Here is a 17,950-nt window from a genome sequence, read left to right as displayed (position 1 = left end):
ACTTAGATTGTGGTCATCAGTCAACAAGTCATGGAACAAATGAATCATTCTATAGAAAAACCCAACCGACGTATTGGTGAAATGCTGGTTAAACAAGGCATTATCAGCCAAGATCAGTTGCGTATTGCATTAACTGAGCAAAAGAAAAATCAAGGACAATTAGGACGAATTTTAGTCGATTTAGGTTTTGTTTCTGAAGCTATTATGCGAGACTTATTAAGTCAATCTTTAGGACAAAATAGTGTTGATATTTCTAAATTAGTGGTGGATCATGAAGCCTTGCGTTTAGTGCCAAAAAATTTGGCACGACGGCATAATATGCTTCCTGTAAGTTTTTCTCCAGAAACAAAAACATTAACCGTTGCAATGGCTGATATTTTTAACGTATTAGCTATTGATCAATTAGTGGCTTCATTAGGCGGAACATTTATTGTTGAACCTGTTCTTGCCAGTGAAACAGAAATTATTGGCGCAATTGATCATGTTTATGGTTATGATTTATCGTTAGATGGAATTTTGCATGAAATTGAAACAGGCGAAGTTGATTATCAAAGTTTTTCGGCTAATCGGGATGAATATAGCCATCCATTAGTGCGTTTAGTGGATGCGTTATTATCGGATGCCGTTAAGCGGAGTGCATCGGATATTCATTTTGAACCTGAAAAGGGTTTTTTAAGAATTCGTTATCGTATTGATGGCGTGCTGCAACAAATTCGCAGTTTGCATAAAAATTATTGGTCTGCGATTGCGGTGCGTTTAAAAGTGATTTCAGGGATGAATATCGCAGAAACTCGAATTCCACAAGATGGCCGCATTTCTCTGACATTATGCGGAAGATTAATTGATTTTCGGGTCTCTTCTCAGCCCACCGTGCATGGTGAAAATATTGTGTTGCGGATATTAGATCGGCAAAAAGGCATTGTGCGTTTAGAAGAATTGGGATTATTAGAAGATAATTTATACACTTTACAATTAATGATTGCGCGTCCTGAAGGAATTATTTTAATTACAGGGCCAACAGGCAGTGGAAAAACCACGACTTTATATTCAATTTTAAACCATTTAAATCAAGAATCGGTCAACATTATGACCTTAGAAGACCCTGTGGAATATGTTTTAGGTCAAGTGCGGCAAAGTGCGGTTAATGAAGCGGTTAAATTAGATTTTTCTAATGGCATTCGCTCCATGATGCGCCAAGACCCTGATATTATTTTGGTGGGGGAAATTCGGGATGAAGATACGGCTGAAATGGCCTTTAGAGCGGCAATGACGGGGCATCAAGTTTATTCCACTTTGCATACTAATTCTGCGATTGGTGCTATTCCGCGTTTATTAGATATTGGCATTCAACCTGATTTAATGGCTGAGAATATTATTGGCATTATTGGACAGCGTTTAGTGCGTAAATTATGCCCTTATTGTAAAGAGTCTTATCAACCCACTGATATGCACCGTCGTTTATTAAATTTACCCGCAAATAAAAATGTCACTTTATACCGTGCCAAAGGTTGTGAAAAGTGTAATGAGCGCGGTTATCAAGGGCGAATGGCATTGATGGAAATTTTGCGCGTAGATGACGCATTGCAAGATTTAATTTCACATCGTGCCACGACTTATGATTTAAAGCAACACGCGGCTAAAACAGGTTTTCAAACTTTAGCGCAAGAGGGAATTCGCCGCATTTTAGAAGGATTAACCAGCGTAGAGGAAGTGTCAAGAGTGGTGGATATGACTCGTAATGTTCAATGATTTATTTTTTTTAATAAGGGAGTTATTGTGCGCCATGAGTCAACATTTTTATTATAAAGCCGTAGATGCCCATGGGCGAACGATTCAAGGGCATATTGATGCCAATAATGAAAACGATCTGCACTCTCGTTTAGATCGCATGGGATTGGATTTAATTTATTTTGAGGCTAAAAATAAACATCACCGTAAAAAAGGCCGCGTGACGCGCTTAGAATTAATTAGTTTTTGTTTTCACATGGAGCAATTAACGCGCTCTGGTGTGCCGTTAATTTCTGGCTTAATGGACTTACGCGATAGTTTGCCACAATCGGTATTTAGAGATGTCATTGCGAATTTAATTGAGAGCATAGAAGGCGGTGAACAATTATCCGAAGCCATGCAGCATTTTCCCGATATTTTCGATCAGGTTTTTGTCAGTTTAATTAACGCAGGCGAAGCCAGTGGACAATTAAGCAAAGTATTTAATCATTTAACCACTTCTTTAAAGTGGGAAGATGAGATGGCGGCACGAACTCGAAAAATGTTAATGTACCCTAGTTTTGTGGCTGCTGTGGTCATTGCTACGCTTTTTTTTCTCATGATTTATTTAGTGCCACAATTAATTGCTTTTATTAAAAATGTAGGTGGAGAATTACCGCTACATACTAAAATTTTATTACATATTTCTGATGCGTTTGTGGGTTATTGGTATTTAATTATTGGCATTCCAGTTATTTTAGTATTTACTTTAATTACTTTGATTAAGGTAAATCCACAAGTTGCTTTTACTGCTGATCGTCTTAAATTAAGACTATGGATTATTGGGCCTATTCTTGAAAAGATTATTTTAGCGCGGTTTTCTAATTTTTTTGCATTGCTTTATAGTTCTGGAATTACCGTCTTAGAAAGTTTAGCCATTTGTAAAAGTTTAATGGGGAATCGTTTATTAGCAGAGGCGTTGCAACAAGTGCATGATTCTATTGCGGATGGCGTGGGAATTAGTGAGAGTTTTGAACGAGTTAAATTATTTCCGCCGCTGGTTCTTCGCATGGTGCGCGTGGGAGAAAGTACGGGACAATTGGATATTTCTTTGCTGAATGTTAGCTATTTTTATGAACGTGAGGCAAAGGAATCTATTGAGAGAATGCAGACCTTAATTGAACCCAGTTTAACCGTCATTATGGGGGGAATGTTAATGTGGGTGATGCTGTCAGTATTAGGGCCGATTTACGATAAAATTAGTCAAATTGCAGGGCCAGGCATGGGAATTTAGCATGAAACGATTTTTATATTTAAATGATGCCACTTTAACCATTTATCATGCCGATCAAAAAGAGTTAAAAGAGTTATATTGTTTAAACGCCAATGATGATACTGACTTAGCCATTTTTAAAGATTATTTACTGTCTGATTTAAAAAATGCTTTGTTCATTCTGATTGATTCTGCTTTAGAAGAATATCAACAGGTTTCTTTACCCCATGTTTTTGGTAAAGAACGGCAGTCTTCAATTAATATTCGTTTAAAACGCTTATTTGAACAAAACGCTTATACTTATACCGTGTTGCAAGGGCGAGAAACGCAAGGGCGAGGTGATGATCGATTTTTATTTTTAGCGATTAATAATGTTGAAGAATTATTGCAACCTTGGTTAAAAATTATTGAATTGACTCAAATTCCTTTACAAGCGATTTATTCTTTACCTTTATTAAGTCAACGCTTATTAAATTTTTTGCCCGCAGCAAATCATACTTTATTGGTTTCTCAAATGCCAATCACTGCATCTAATAATAGTGGTGGTGTGCGTCAGAGTTTTTTTGTTAATAACCAATTACAATTTAGTCGTTTAACGCCATTAAATACGATAGAACCACATAAATATGCGGATAGTTTATTAACGCAGATCACTAGAACGGAGCGTTATTTATCTTCAACTCGTAACTTACCCAGCAATGAGCATTTAAATGTTCTGATATTAAATCATTTGCCTTATTTTGATTATTTGTCTGATGCTTTGAAAAATGAGACGATAGAAAATATTAATATTGAATTAATAGAAAGTAGTGAATTTTCTCACTATTTTGGTTTAAATTTTTCAAATCCGCCTGTTTATTTGCATCATTTAATGATACATCTGTTAGCTAAATCTACGCCTAAAAATCATTATGCGCGAGGGACGGATTTAAAATATTATCGTTATCAGCAAATCAGTAAGGCGATTTATTTGGGTAGCTTTGCATTGTTATTTTTTGCAATTATTGACACAGGATTAATTGTACAAAAAACTTCTTTATTAACTCAAGAAATAGATTTAACACATCGCAAAATTAGTGGTCTTAAAAGCGAAATTGCTAAAGTGGACGAGGCGATTTCTCAACTAGACCCTATTGAGCTTTTTTCTATTAAACCAACATTAACCATTGGTAAACCCTTAATGCAGCAGCGACAATGGCCAAATCAAGCATTGCGTCGTGTGAGTCATGTATTTAATGAACCTATTTATCAGGAATTTATTTTAAAACAGATTAATTGGCAAATTGTTTCTGAGCAAGAAAAAAGTGTTTTTGAGGCTGAAATAGATAATGAAAAAAAACTCTCTCATACTCTATTTAAACTTCAATTAATAGGTCAAGTTTATTTGACTTTTGAGAATTATTTAGACGTGTTGCGTAAATTTAATGCTTTACAAGAAGCATTAAAGAAAAAAGAAATTGGTTATTGGCAATTGCAGGTATTAGAACAGCCCTCACGACAAAATATTGGAGAGCTTTCTAGTTTTAATTTAGAAATTTTAATCGACTATCCATCAGATGTAAAATAATAATTATGGCCACTTCTAAAAATGCCTCAAAAAATGTCACAGTTGATTCTGAATGGCTTGCCACACCCACGCTTTGGGTGATTTTCCGTCAACCATTGCAATGGCTATTGTTATTGGCTAGCCTTTCAATGCTGAGTTTAGGGGGGAGTTTTTCTTATTTTTTGGTGAAAGAAAAACAGAAAATTGCTTCTGATTTGGAGTTTTCAACTTTAGAGAAAAAACATTTTGATTTACAAGAAATGCGGGATTTAGTGGACAATCAAGAAGATAAATTATTTTTTCACCTTAAAGAAATGGGTTTTTATCAATTTCAAGCAAAAGATTTGGGTATGGCTGCATGGCGAATTGTCATGGAAGAACCCTTGCTGAATTTACAAAATCAAATTAATCTTTGGGTAAAACCACGTGAAAAAGGAATTCCACAATTTAATTTTACTTACGGTCAACCTGAATTAAAATCACAAACGGCTATTAAAGTTAATGATCGCGATTATCAATTGGTGGTGTATCAATCTAAATTAACTTTGCAGGCTTATTTGATGCACGAAGGTTATGTATTAGACCTGTTGCAACATATTAAAAATATACCATTAATTGGTTTATTGTTGTTACAACAATGTCAATTAAATCGCTTGCAAGAAAAAATTGATCCAGAAAAAGTAAATATGCCAAATTTACAACTCAATTGTAATTTTGAATGGACTATTGCTAGAACTGAGGCGATGTCTTAAATGTGTCGGGTTATTTTTTATTATTTAGCGGCTTATTTATTATTACAGCCAGCGTTTTTATTGGCACAAGTAAAAGAGAATAATGAACCATTATTGCGCTTATTTACCACGCCACAACAGCGACAACAAATTGAAAGAAATTTATATGCTCCGCCGCCGCCTCCACCTCCGCCCGTAGAAGAAGAATCGGTTGAATTGGAACCAGAAATTATTCCACTTCCTGATATTCATTATCAAGGTATTGTGTTGCGTTCTGCTTATGTGCCGCTATTGTTGGTGAATAATATGTTGATTGAAAAAAATTATTATGGCGAAGGTTTCACCATTTACGCTGAACGCTTAAAAGAATATGCTGTTCCTGTTTTTATTGATGGATTTGAAGAAGAATTATTATTAAATCCTGGTCAACATTTAATGGCTACAGAAACGGGTGAAATTGTTTTGGAAAATTATTAATGAAATTATATCGAAAACAAACAGGATTGGCTTTAATTATAATTCTTACACTGGCATTAGTTGGTGGGTTATCTTGGCTATTATTAAATCTTAATAAAAGACAATATCAAACCAGTCAACACATGCAAACTGCAATCGCATTGGCAGAGGCAAAAGAAGCTTTATTAGGTTATGCGGCAAGTTATGATCGACAATTTAATAGCGATGGTATTTTATCGGGTTATTATGGCTTTTTGCCTTGTCCTGATTACAATACAGGCGCAATCTTAGAGGGAGAGCAAGATGGCAATTGTGGGGGGACGGAACGCAATAAAGTAGGACGTTTACCGTGGCGCACTTTAGGGATTACACCCTTGCGTGACGGGGCGGGGGAGTGTTTGTGGTACGCTGTTTCGGGAAATTATAAGGTTTCTCCACGTGCTGATCTGTTGAATTGGGACAGTGCGGGGCGTTTTGTATTTCAAATAGGTGACGATTTGGGTGGTACAAGTCACGTAGTAGGGACGCTGGTCACTACAAGTCCCCCGTTTGATCCCCAACGCCCTATTGCGGCGATTATTGCGCCGGGCAAACGTTTATCTGGGCAGGATAGAAAACCACCCAGTGATCCCGATAAAACTAAGATTTGTGGCGGAAATTATACAACGAGTCATTATCTTGAATTGGAAAATAATATAATTGGTGAAAAAACTTTTACTTATGGAAGTTTAGATATAGATAAAAATGCTGTTGAAAATATCATTAATTCCCAGCCTTATAATTCAGTGATTAATGACAGCATTATTTACATTACTCAAGAAGAATTATGGGAGGCAATCAGTCGTCGTCAAGATTTTGTTCAGCAATTGCAATGTTTGACTCAAGTCGTGGGGCATTGTGTAGCGAATTATGGGAGAAATTATCAGCGATTGCCTTGGCCAGCTTCTGTGAATGTAACAGATTATCGTTTGGATGAAAAATATGAAGATAATAGTGGTTTAACTTCATTGGGACGGTTACCGAATTTATTAGAAAAAAGTAAGCAAGATTTGGCTCCGCTTTCTATTACTCAAGACGCTTTATTGCTAAAAAAAATTACGCCACCATTACCTGATAAACCTTATTATTATTTTTCTTGTGATTTATCTCAATTAGGCAGTAATTTATCCCAATGCCCTAATGATAATATTATCAAAAATAGCGAGTTAATAAAATGCGACGGCACTAATAAAGATGATTGCTTATTAAATAAAAATAAATCTATCGAAATCATCGCTCGTTTATGGCAAAATTGGAAAGATCATTTATTCTACCAAGTTTCTGCACCTTATCAAATTAATAATGCAATCACTCCCGCTTTAACCATGCCCATTTGCAATAGCAATTGTTTAACCGTTAATGGATTAGAATATGCCGCGGTTATTTTATTTGCAGGAAAGCGCGAACCACAGCAATTACGGTTGGATTATCCCGATAAAACCACTAAGGAACAATTGACTTATTACTTAGATGCAGCAAATGCAGACACTGACTCCAGCTTTATCCATAAAATAACCAATCGAGAACTTACAGATGATTTTGCCATTTGTATTGGTGGCACAAATTTAGAAAAAGAGCAGGTTATTCCATGTCCAGAATAAATTTTTCTTTAGGTTTTACCTTATTAGAAATGGCTATTTTATTATTGGTCATTGGGTTGATATTATCTGGTTTATTACCGACTTTATCTGTTGTGGTTGAGAATAGAAAACGCGCCCAAGCAATGTCTGAATTAAAAGAAATTCGAGAAGCATTATTGGGTTTTGCGGTGATTCATAAACGTTTGCCTTGTCCTGCCGTGAGTCTTTCTGCGGGGAGAGAATTGCCTAATCCACCCAGTGATGCGGATTGCAATCGTCCTATCGGTTTTTTACCCGCTTCTACATTAGGCTTAATTAATGTGGATACTCCTGTTGGAAATATCATAAATTTCTGGGATGCGCCTAATCGTTTTTCTCCACAAGCATTAATGTTAGACCCCTGGGGACAACCTTATTTATATGGCATTTATCAAAATGATCCCGCTTGTGATCGTTTAACAAAACCCAATGCTTTAACCATTAATCAACCTATTTTTTCAGGAAATAATTGTCAAGTTTTAAAAACAAAAACAAGTTGTGAGCATCCAGGATTAAAAATTTTTGATTGTACCACCTGCGATAATAATCCCGCTAATTTGCTATTAAATGAACAGTTTCTTTTAACAAAAGAAGCTGTCGCGGTTGTTTTTTCTCAAGGGAAATTTACAGTAGATACCCAAACCAGAATAAATTACCCTTTAGAATGGGTTAATTTAAGTCGAGAAATCACTGAAGAATTTCCTGATTTACCGCTTTGTCGAGAGCGTGATGTTTTTATCACTGGCACTTATAACCATGTGGATTCTAAATATCGATTTGATGATTTAATGGTATGGATTTCTCCAACCGTTTTATATCATCGCATATCGAATGGTTTTTAATTAAATAGGAGTAAAAAAAATGAAACAACAAATAGGTTTTACTCTAGTTGAATTGGCAATGGTGATATTAATTATTGGATTATTAACAGGTGCTTTATTGATGCCATTGGCTGCGCAACGCGAAGCGAGTCAACGCCAACAAGTACAAACAGAATTAAAACAAATTCGTGAGGCTTTATTGGGCTATTATTTAATTAACGGCCATTTTCCTTGCCCAGCCAGTTTGAGCAGCGGAGGTAATGAACATTCGCGGGGTGCAAATAGCCATATTTGTCGAATGCCACACGAAACAACACCGACTTCACATGGTTTTGTACCTCATGCTGCTTTGGGTTTAATGGCTAATTCAGATTCTGGATTGATGGAGGATGTTTGGGGTAATCCTTATCGTTATAGTGTGTCTAATCGCGGCGATACCAGTTGTCTATGTGACACTTGGATTTACACGAGTCCTTTTGCTTTTGCAACATTGCGTCAAGCCATGATTGAAAAAAAATCTGACTGCCCTACTTTTAATGTAACTCTTTGTTCCACTAAAAATTTATCTGATTTCATGCCTAATTTGCAAATTTGCGACGCGCAAAACAATTGTTCAGCCACCGCTGCTACGGTCGTCATTTTCTCACTAGGAAAAAATTGGATACAAACTCCCACAACAGGATCATTTGAGGCTGTAAATTATGGCGTTCATTCTGCCATATCCGGATCAAAATATTATCTTAAAGCCAATACGGATACTCGTTTTTATATGGGGGCTGATGTCAGTACTTTTGATGATTTAGTTCAATGGATTTCACCACAAATATTATTCAGTTATTTGGCAAAAAATAATCAGTTTTATTTTATCAACAATAAATAACCATTAAAATGGCAAAAATTTTACATATAGGAAAATATTATCCTCCATTTGCGGGAGGAATAGAGCATTTTTTAGCCGATTTATTACCGTTGCAACAAAAAAATCATACCGTTATGGCCTTAGTGCATGATCATCATGCGAATCTATCCCGTTTTTTTACCTCGGTGGCGATGGATAAAAATTATCCTGCGATTTTTCGTTGTCCCAGTTATGGGCGTTTGTTATATGCACCAATTAGCCCTCAATTTCCGTTTTGGTGGCGTAAAATTATACAAGATTTTCAACCTGATTTATTGCATTTACATTTACCCAATACTTCTGCTTTTTGGGGATTATTTTTCCCCACCATTCGACAAATTCCAACAGTGATTCATTGGCATTCTGATGTCACATCGGTGCATGATGATCGTTTAATGTTGGCTTATCGCTTATATCGTCCGTTTGAACAGGCTTTATTAAAACAAGCAAAAGCCATTATTGCCACTTCAACTCCTTATTTACAAAGCAGTTTGGCTTTAAAACAGTGGCAAGATAAAACACAGGTCATTCCACTGGGCATTGCCTTAGATCGTTTACCTAAACCCACAAATCATATTTTACAATGGGCGACATCTAACTGGGATAATCATTATCCGTTTCGTTTATTGACGGTAGGAAGATTAAGTTATTACAAAGGGCATGACGTTTTAATTCGAGCTTTAGCCGAAATTCCCCAAGCCCAATTAAATATTGTCGGCGAAGGAGAACAACGACAAACTTTAACTGATCTCATTCAGCATTTAAATTTGCAAAATAGAGTAAAATTATTAGGATTTATTGACGAGCAACAATTAGCGGGATTATTTAGCACTTGTGACGTATTTTGTTTGCCGTCTTTAGAAAGAACGGAAGCCTTTGGCATGGTTTTGTTGGAAGCCATGCGTTATCAATGTGCAATTGTGGCCAGCGCAATTCCAGGAGCGGGCGTGAATTGGATTATTGACCATCCACATACTGGCTTATTAGTGCCGCCCAATGATGTGGTGGCTTTGGTTCAACAGTTGCGCATGTTGTGGCACAATCCCAACCAAAAGCGATCTCTAGCCCTACACGCACAGCAGCGATTTGCACAACATCTCACGATAGAAGCTGTTGCCCTGGCGATTGATCGTCTCTATGCGCGTGTTTTATCGTAATTTTTAGTTGACTTCACACGAATGCGGTTGTACTTTGCCACAGTGAGTGGAGGTGTGGTAAAAAAGTTGTTGTTTTTATGTCACAGTTGATAAAAAGTCCACATCAATTTTCCCCAATGCGGTGAATATCATCTATAATGGTTTGGGTCTGATTGGTAAGTTGTGCGGTGAGTCTCTTTGACCGTTGCAGAAATACAACAAGGGCGATGGGTCACAAATTGGTCACAAAGCTGTTGTAAAGTGTATCTTTAAAGCGACAATTGTTGTATTGTTTGCGACAGCACGTGAGTGCTTCGTTTTTTAACTGATTTAATCTGTTTTGAAATTAACCCTGAATATTTTGCGAGGAAAATTATGTTTCATAGAAAAGCTCTGACAATCGCTTGTGCCTCTGTATTGGTGGCGGTTTCCCCTTGGGCGGCGGCAGATGTGACATTAAAAGGTCATGTCAACCGTGCGATCATGTATGCCGATGATGGCGTAGACAGCGAAACTTTCTTTGTTGACAACGACAATTCTTCTACCCGTATTATTATTGATGCGCGTCATCCCTTAAACGACGATGTCACCGTCGGCGCGCAATTCGAGGTTGAACAACAATCTCAAGCCAGTAATGAAGTATCAATGGGTACTTATCCCAATCACAATGCTTTTAGAGAACGTAAATTAGAAACTTACTTTATGAGTAAGAAAATGGGGACATTGTGGTTAGGTCAAGGGGACACCGCCTCTAAAGCCACCTCAGAAGTGGATTTATCAGGGACTGCGGTGGCTTCTTACGCTGACACAAGCGGCACTGGTGGCGCGTTACATTGGCGTGCGGCAGATGGCAGCAAGTTGGGTGATAAGTTTACTATCGGTAGTGTTACAACCTATTTTGACGGTTTAGGACGTAATGACCGTGTCCGTTATGACACACCTAAATTAGCAGGTTTCATGTTATCGGCTTCAGCAGTGACTGCGGAACAGTATGACGTGGCATTGCGTTATGACAATGACTTTGGTTTCATGAAGTTAGCAGGCGCGGTAGCGTATGCAGATTTTGCTGACGCGCCACCCAGTAAGTTGCCAGGTGCCGAAAGTCAATTTAACGGCTCAATTTCTGCGTTGTTTGATTTTGGTTTGAACCTGACATTGAGTGCTGGCACAACCGATTTCAAAAAGTTGAGCGACTTAACCGATACGTTGAAAGACACGTTAGAAGACGACAGAGAGCGTGATGAGCCAGTGAATTACTGGGGTAAATTAGGCTATCAATTCAGTGCGTTGCCATTGGGTAAAACAGCGGTATCTGTTGAATACGGTGAAACTTTAGATTTAGCCGCACAAGGCGATACTTACAAAACCTATGGTGCGTCATTGGTACAAAATATTGATGCAGCCAGCACGGAATTATTCCTGCACTATCAAGGTTTTGAGTTAGATCGTGACAACGGCGTAAACCCCGAAGACATTTTCATTGTCATGGGCGGCGCACGAGTTAAATTCTAATTTATCCGCTATCGCCTGACACAAATGCGTTTGTCATTGATTTAACATGGGTTTGTCATCAACCTGAAAATAAACAATGGCACACTGCACGGCGTATATGATGTGTAGCATGTAGTATTTTAGGGCGTTGTCCAAGCACGAGAGTGTCTCCAAAACTCCAAAACTGTGTAGCGGACACGCCCATTTTTTTACCTGTCATTTTGTTGTAAAACTTTTATATCCACGTTTCTCATCTTTGAGAGTCGTTCTTTCGTCAAAACCGATCCCGTTGGGCGCGTTTTCTGACATAATATCCCTATCTTATACCGTAAATTCGCGTGGTTGCTGCATCGTAATGCCGTTGGATAAATGGGATTTGGTGTTGCTTTGCATGTGATAATGCTATGATCATCAGCGAAGCGTGGAATAGCGACGTTTACAGATGTGTTGCTATGCTTGATCTCAATGATTCCAAGATTCCAATTTTTTGTGTGGCGAACACCTAAATGATGACCCCAATAACCCATACGTTAAGTATTATTTTACCCTGTTTAAACGAAGCGGAAAGTTTAAAAATCCTCTTGCCTGCTTTGCGGCATCATCAGCCTGAAGCAGAAATTATTGTGGTTGATGATGGTTCTTCGGATGATTCGGTGGCAGTGGCGCACGCCGCACAAGTGACGGTGATTCGACATGCCTACCGCATGGGCAACGGAGCGGCAATCAAAACCGGTGCCAGAGCCGCAACAGGCGACATTTTGGTGTTTATGGACGCTGACGGCCAGCATCAACCCCAAGATGTGGCGCGTTTACTGGCTCTGCTAATGGACAGCGGGCATGATATGGTGGTTGGCGCACGAGATCGGGCTTCTCAAGCCAGTTTAGGACGTTCTCTGGCCAATGGTTTTTATAACCGTTTAGCCAGTTCGATGGTTGGACACTCCATTGCAGATTTAACCTCAGGTTTTCGCGCCGTGAAAGCCCAACGGTTTAGAGAATTTATGAGTTTATTGCCCAATAGTTTTTCTTATCCTACTACAATCACGATGGCTTTTTTTCGTGCGGGTTATTCTGTGGCTTATGTGGAGATTAAAGCCCCCAAACGAATCGGTAAAAGTCACATTAATCCATTGAAAGATGGGATACGTTTTTTGATTATTATTTTTAAAATTGGCACGCTATATTCACCGCTTAAAATTTTTGGCCCATTGAGTTTAAGTTTTTTTATTCTTGGTTTATCTTACTACGGTTATACCTTCAGTACGGACGGGCGTTTTACTAATATGGGTGCATTATTGTTTATCACGGCTATTTTAATATTCCTGATTGGTTTAGTATCCGAACAAATTACTCAACTTTTATATAAAAAAGATGAAAAGTAGGGAAAAACCTTAAAATCGTCTAAAATTCACTTTAATACTGAATTAAAATCATGGCGATGTTTCGTAGTGATATGAAATATCACATCGCATTACCAAGAATCAATTAACCTGAGTTTGCCACGTGCCACTTTTTAATTCCATGCTGAGTCAACTAAGACGTTTTATTTCATACCGCCATACAATATGGCGACTTTCCCCAGCCACAACGAGGCTGTGTTATTTTTTTACTTTGTTGGTGGGGGGGTTGCATTCAGGTTCTGCGCTGGCGAATACCAGTGTGGCGGATGAATATCAAGTTAAAGCCGTTTTTTTATATAACTTTGCTAACTTTGTGAAATGGCCAGAAAAGGCCTTTTCTGATGATGATTCTTTTTACATTTGTGTTTATGGTAAAGACCCTTTTAAGAAAAACTTAGACATCGCCGTACAAGGTGAAAAAGTACAAGGACGACATATTTTAATTAAACGTTCTAACCTATTGGCTGAGTTACTAAATTGTCAGGTTTTATTTGTCAGTGACTCCGAAGCCAGTGATTTAAAAAATATTCTAAAAGACATTGGTAACCGGCCAATTTTAACGGTGAGTGATATTGTCGATTTTGCTCAAGCGGGCGGTATCATTGAATTTTATTTGCAAAGTAGTAATGTGCGATTAATGGTCAATTTAGCGGCGGCACGCCAAGTGGATTTGGTGATCAGTGCCAATTTATTGCGCGTTTCAAAAATTGTAAAAGAATAAGCAACAAATTATCACCTATAAAAATAACATGATTAACATCGGTTTATGGAATTTATTCGTCATTTAAGTCAATTACGTCCACGACATCGCGGCTGTGTCGCCACTATTGGCAATTTTGATGGAGTACATCGTGGCCACCAAATGCTATTACAACGCTTGCTGCAACATGCCACAGCATTGCATTTGCCCACCACCGTCATGATTTTTGAACCACAACCCACCGAATTTTTTATGCCTGAATACGCTCCCGCTCGTTTGACCCGTTTGCGGGAAAAACTGATGACTTTACGGTTATACGGAGTGGATCGGGTACTTTGTATGCGGTTTGATCCGCAGTTTGCCCAATGTGCGGCGGATGATTTTATTCGACACCTCTTGATTGATGGATTACAAGTTCGTCATGTGGTGATTGGGGATGATTTTCACTTTGGGCGCGGACGCGAAGGGACGGTGTCTACTTTGGCACGCGCCGGCGAACGTCACGGTTTTACGGTGGAGTCTTATCCTGCCTTTTTGCTCAATGGTGAACGGGTCAGCAGCACTCGTATTCGACAAGCCTTAGCGCAAGGCGATATGCAACTGGCATATGAATTACTGGGGCGGCCTTATACGGTATGTGGTCGGGTGGGTTACGGTCAGCAGCGCGGGCGTACCATTGGTTTTCCTACAGCGAATATTGCCTTGCATCGTTTAAAATCACCCATTTCAGGCGTTTTTGCGGTGTATCTTCATGGGTTGCATGATTGTCCTTTGCCGGGCATTGCCAACCTTGGGATGCGTCCAACGGTGGGCGGAAAATATCATTTATTAGAAGTACATCTATTTGATATTAATGAAATGTTTTATGGCCAATATGTAGAAATTGAATTTGTAAAAAAAATACGCGATGAACAACGTTTTGAATCATTTTCTGCCCTAAAAATTCAAATTGAACAAGATGTTATTCAAGCAAAACAAGCGTTACTGTCTTAAACAAGCCTGCCCTACTTTACTGCGCTTGTGACTGCGCTTTGGGATAACCATAATGGACAAATAAACGCAACTCCAGTTTTCTGGTATCCCTGTAAAAAGTCGATTTTTTACCCCAATCGTGACATCAAACGAGGAACACGCCTATGTCAGAACATATACAAATTACTACCCATTTGGAAAATTTGCAGCATCACTTAAAAAATGAAATCGATGTATTGCAAGATGTGGTTGAATCTTTTCGAGAATTGGACGAAGTGGCTTACAATCTCGGCCTGATTGGTGAAGAGGAATCTTATGCCACTCGTGTCTCTTGGTGGCCGATGGTGTCGGTGTTGGGAACGTACTCTTCTGGTAAGTCCACGTTTATCAACGGTTTTTTGGGACAAAAATTACAACGCACCGGCACGCAAGCTGTTGATGATAAATTTACCGTGATTTGTTTGGGTGGCAATGATCAAGGAATGTCCACTTTACCCGGTACGGCTTTGGATGCGGATCCACGGTTTCCGTTTTATCAAATCAGTCAAGGGATTAGAGAATTGGTAAGCAGCAGCGGCCACCGCGTTGATTCTTACTTGCAAGTGAAAACCTGCGCCAGTGAAAAGTTAAAAGGGCGAATTATTATTGATTCCCCCGGCTTTGATGCTGACAGTCAACGGACTTCTACTCTGCGCATTACTAAACATATTATTGATTTATCTGATTTGGTGTTGGTTTTCTTTGATGCGCGTCATCCTGAACCCGGTGCCATGCGAGATACGTTGGAACATTTGGTGGCTGAGACTATTGATCGCCCCGATGCCAATAAGTTCTTGTTTATCCTCAATCAAATTGATGTGACTGCCCGTGAAGATAATTTAGAAGAAGTGGTCGCTGCGTGGCAACGCTCCCTCGCCCAAGCCGGATTGACTGCCGGACGTTTTTATCGTATCTACGATCCCACCATTGCCATGCCCATTAATGACCCCGTCGTTAAACAACGTTACGAAACGAAACTGGCTGAAGATTTAAAAGAAATCCACACCCGCATTGATCAAGTGAAAAATGAACGCGCTTATCGCATTGTTAGTGTGTTAGAACAAATTAGCCGTGATATTGAAGATCGTTTAGTGCCTCAATTAAGCGATTGGTTGGCGCGTTGGAAATCGCGGGTATTTTGGGGTAATTTGAGTTTATTTATTCTGGTGGCGGTGTTGTTGGGGGTTGCTTACGGGGTTACTACGCCCGATCTTTCTCCCTTGATGAACATGGCACCGTTAGAGTGGGGCATTGCCACTGGGGTGTTGATTGTGGTGCTGTGGTGGCTACACACAAAGGTGACTCAAGCCGCTACCCGTCACACCATCGCTCAAATCGGAATGCAGGTCATGGATGATCGCACCCGCGAAAGTTTGCAACGGGCATTTAAGAAGAATGCCAGCGCGTTTAAATTTTCCAATACGCCTTCTGGTTGGGGTGGATACGCTCGCCGTCGCCTCGCCAACGTCCGGGCAAAATGTAACGAATATGTCAAACGATTGAATGATCGCTTCACCAATCCTTCCGGTGCCAATTAAGAAAATTCCTATCGTCAGCCATCATGGCGTGGTTTCCTCAGGGCAATGCCACGCCATTTTTCGGAAATTTCAGGATTGAGTCCAATCAGCCGCTTATTCAGGAGAGTTTTCATGAGCGACCCATCTACCCATTCTAACCGTGAAGATTCAAATCCAGAAATGAATCCAATCACCCCAGACACAAACCCTGCTGTTGCAAGTCAATCGACTCGTTCGGGTTGGCTTCGCTGGTTTTCTTTGAGACAACAGGGATTATTGCGTTTTGCGATGGTGGTTGTGGGCATTATTGTGGTTTTCTTGTTTTTATTGAGCCTTTACTGGGGCATGGAACCTGATTTATTTGACGTACAAGCCGCCGCAGAAGAACGTGCCAAAGCCCGTAATGAAACACTTGTGGTGGGCTATATTACAACAAATACGTTGATTCAAATCAGCAATACCTTGTTAAATAAACCCGGCGGCTATTTAAGTAATGATAAAATGCCACCGGGTATTTTTATGGACAATATTCCAAACTGGGAATTTGGTGTTTTACGACAAGTGCGTGATTTCACAAAGGTGCTGCGCAACGACATCAGCCGCTCGCAAACCTTAGGCGACGAAAGTAAAGACCTAGCCAACGCCGAACCCCGTTTTAACGTGGACAATATGGCGTGGATGTTTCCCGCCGCTGAGAGTGAGTATGCGCAAGGGATTGCTGGCGTAGAAGCCTATCTCAATATGCTGGCTGATCCCAGTCGCCAAGATGCCCAATTTTTCTCTCGTGCAGACAATTTAACCGATTGGTTGAGAACGGTATCACGTCGTTTAGGCGATTTATCCCAACGACTCAGTGCCAGTGTGGGACAAGCTCGGTTAAATATTGATTTAGCCGGTGATCCCGATGCTCGTCGCGCCACCGGACAAGAAGCCGTCGATCACACCAAAACCCCTTGGCTAGAAATTGATGATGTTTTTTACGAAACTCGCGGCACCACGTGGGCGTTATTGCATTTGTTACACGCCATTGACATTGATTTCAAAGAAGTGTTAGAAAAGAAAAACGCCAGAGTCAGTCTACAACAAATCATTCGTGAACTAGAATCCACCCAACGTACCGTGTGGAGTCCGATGATTTTAAATGGTTCTGATTTTGGTTTTTTTGCCAATCATTCTTTGGTGATGGCGGGTTATATTTCCCGTGCCAATGCGGGAATTATTGAACTGCGAGAATTATTACAACGCGGTTAATCCCTGTCCAACGTGCCAAACCCCAGAACGCCCAAACGAACCCAATGGCTTTGGCACGTGACTGAAAACGGGAAAAATTACTTTATGCCACTTGCATTTCCTTGCTTAAAGCTAGAAAATACTTTAACAATACGATTGAATTCACTGTTAAATCGCGTATCATTAGGGCATCAGCGGCGGGTCACTGGCATTTCGCACCACCTAGTGGGTATAACACAATGCGAGCCATTCCCCCTCACCGCATTGCATTCGCCTTGAAAAAGGCACGTTTTTAGGATAAACGGCTCACGTCCACGCAATTGGGTCTTTTCAATTGCCCGCTAAACGCTTAAACTGGGCGCGCCCTAAGTAAAC

Annotated in this window: 16 protein-coding genes; all 16 read left to right on the top strand. The window is 39.6% G+C overall.

Translation table 11 applies throughout. The features are described from left to right. Window positions 1–9: 9 nt before the first annotated feature. The 16 genes from TPSD3_RS09770 (at window position 10) to TPSD3_RS17530 (ending at window position 17,854) form a co-directional block, all read left to right on the top strand. Window positions 10–1,749, top strand: a complete 1,740-nt coding sequence (locus TPSD3_RS09770) for a GspE/PulE family protein (RefSeq protein WP_245391557.1) — start codon at window positions 10–12, stop codon at window positions 1,747–1,749. A 34-nt stretch (window positions 1,750–1,783) separates the two neighbouring features. Beyond that, window positions 1,784–3,001: a type II secretion system F family protein gene (locus TPSD3_RS09765; protein ID WP_086488450.1), complete on the top strand. Its 1,218-nt coding sequence runs from the start codon at window positions 1,784–1,786 to the stop codon at window positions 2,999–3,001. 1 nt (window position 3,002) lies between these two features. After that, window positions 3,003–4,547 carry a hypothetical protein gene (locus TPSD3_RS09760; RefSeq protein WP_086488340.1) on the top strand — a complete coding sequence of 515 codons (1,545 nt, stop codon included), beginning with the start codon at window positions 3,003–3,005 and terminating at the stop codon, window positions 4,545–4,547. Between the two features lie 5 nt (window positions 4,548–4,552). Next, window positions 4,553–5,278: a hypothetical protein gene (locus TPSD3_RS09755; protein ID WP_086488339.1), complete on the top strand. Its 726-nt coding sequence runs from the start codon at window positions 4,553–4,555 to the stop codon at window positions 5,276–5,278. Next, the gene (locus TPSD3_RS09750; RefSeq protein ID WP_086488338.1) at window positions 5,279–5,734 is read left to right on the top strand and encodes a hypothetical protein; all 456 of its coding nucleotides are present in this window, start codon (window positions 5,279–5,281) and stop codon (window positions 5,732–5,734) included. Then, a complete protein-coding gene (locus tag TPSD3_RS09745) occupies window positions 5,734–7,353 on the top strand; it encodes a hypothetical protein (protein ID WP_086488337.1) in 1,620 nt (539 codons plus the stop codon). Before TPSD3_RS09750 ends, TPSD3_RS09745 begins: the two co-directional genes overlap by 1 nt. Next, a complete protein-coding gene (locus TPSD3_RS09740) occupies window positions 7,341–8,213 on the top strand; it encodes a hypothetical protein (protein ID WP_086488336.1) in 873 nt (290 codons plus the stop codon). The genes TPSD3_RS09745 and TPSD3_RS09740 overlap by 13 nt, the downstream gene beginning before the upstream one ends. A 19-nt stretch (window positions 8,214–8,232) precedes the next feature. Then, on the top strand, window positions 8,233–9,072 hold the full coding sequence (locus TPSD3_RS09735) for a type II secretion system protein (RefSeq protein WP_086488335.1): 840 nt from the start codon (window positions 8,233–8,235) through the stop codon (window positions 9,070–9,072). Between the two features lie 8 nt (window positions 9,073–9,080). Next, window positions 9,081–10,247: a glycosyltransferase gene (locus TPSD3_RS09730; protein ID WP_086488334.1), complete on the top strand. Its 1,167-nt coding sequence runs from the start codon at window positions 9,081–9,083 to the stop codon at window positions 10,245–10,247. A 354-nt stretch (window positions 10,248–10,601) separates the two neighbouring features. Further along, window positions 10,602–11,738, top strand: coding sequence for a porin (locus TPSD3_RS09725; RefSeq protein WP_086488333.1), 1,137 nt, complete (start codon window positions 10,602–10,604; stop codon window positions 11,736–11,738). Window positions 11,739–12,223: 485 nt separating this feature from the next. Next, the gene (locus tag TPSD3_RS09720; RefSeq protein WP_245391556.1) at window positions 12,224–13,099 is read left to right on the top strand and encodes a glycosyltransferase family 2 protein; all 876 of its coding nucleotides are present in this window, start codon (window positions 12,224–12,226) and stop codon (window positions 13,097–13,099) included. Window positions 13,100–13,343: 244 nt separating this feature from the next. Beyond that, window positions 13,344–13,838 (top strand): TOL_0243 family YfiR-like periplasmic protein, encoded by a 495-nt coding sequence (locus TPSD3_RS09715; protein ID WP_176329818.1) that lies wholly within the window; start codon window positions 13,344–13,346, stop codon window positions 13,836–13,838. Window positions 13,839–13,883: 45 nt separating this feature from the next. Continuing rightward, window positions 13,884–14,810, top strand: a complete 927-nt coding sequence (gene ribF / locus TPSD3_RS09710) for a bifunctional riboflavin kinase/FAD synthetase (protein ID WP_086488331.1) — start codon at window positions 13,884–13,886, stop codon at window positions 14,808–14,810. Window positions 14,811–14,953: 143 nt separating this feature from the next. Continuing rightward, the gene (locus TPSD3_RS09705; protein WP_086488330.1) at window positions 14,954–16,366 is read left to right on the top strand and encodes a dynamin family protein; all 1,413 of its coding nucleotides are present in this window, start codon (window positions 14,954–14,956) and stop codon (window positions 16,364–16,366) included. 111 nt (window positions 16,367–16,477) lie between these two features. After that, window positions 16,478–17,596 (top strand): DUF2333 family protein, encoded by a 1,119-nt coding sequence (locus TPSD3_RS09700; protein WP_245391555.1) that lies wholly within the window; start codon window positions 16,478–16,480, stop codon window positions 17,594–17,596. Between the two features lie 84 nt (window positions 17,597–17,680). Then, on the top strand, window positions 17,681–17,854 hold the full coding sequence (locus tag TPSD3_RS17530; protein WP_176329817.1) for a hypothetical protein: 174 nt from the start codon (window positions 17,681–17,683) through the stop codon (window positions 17,852–17,854). Window positions 17,855–17,950 lie beyond the last annotated feature (96 nt).

The organism is Thioflexithrix psekupsensis (assembly GCF_002149925.1).
Lineage (GTDB): Bacteria > Pseudomonadota > Gammaproteobacteria > Beggiatoales > Beggiatoaceae > Thioflexithrix > Thioflexithrix psekupsensis.
Note: the sequence above shows the minus strand (reverse complement) of the source record. Positions and strands in the feature narration are given on the sequence as shown.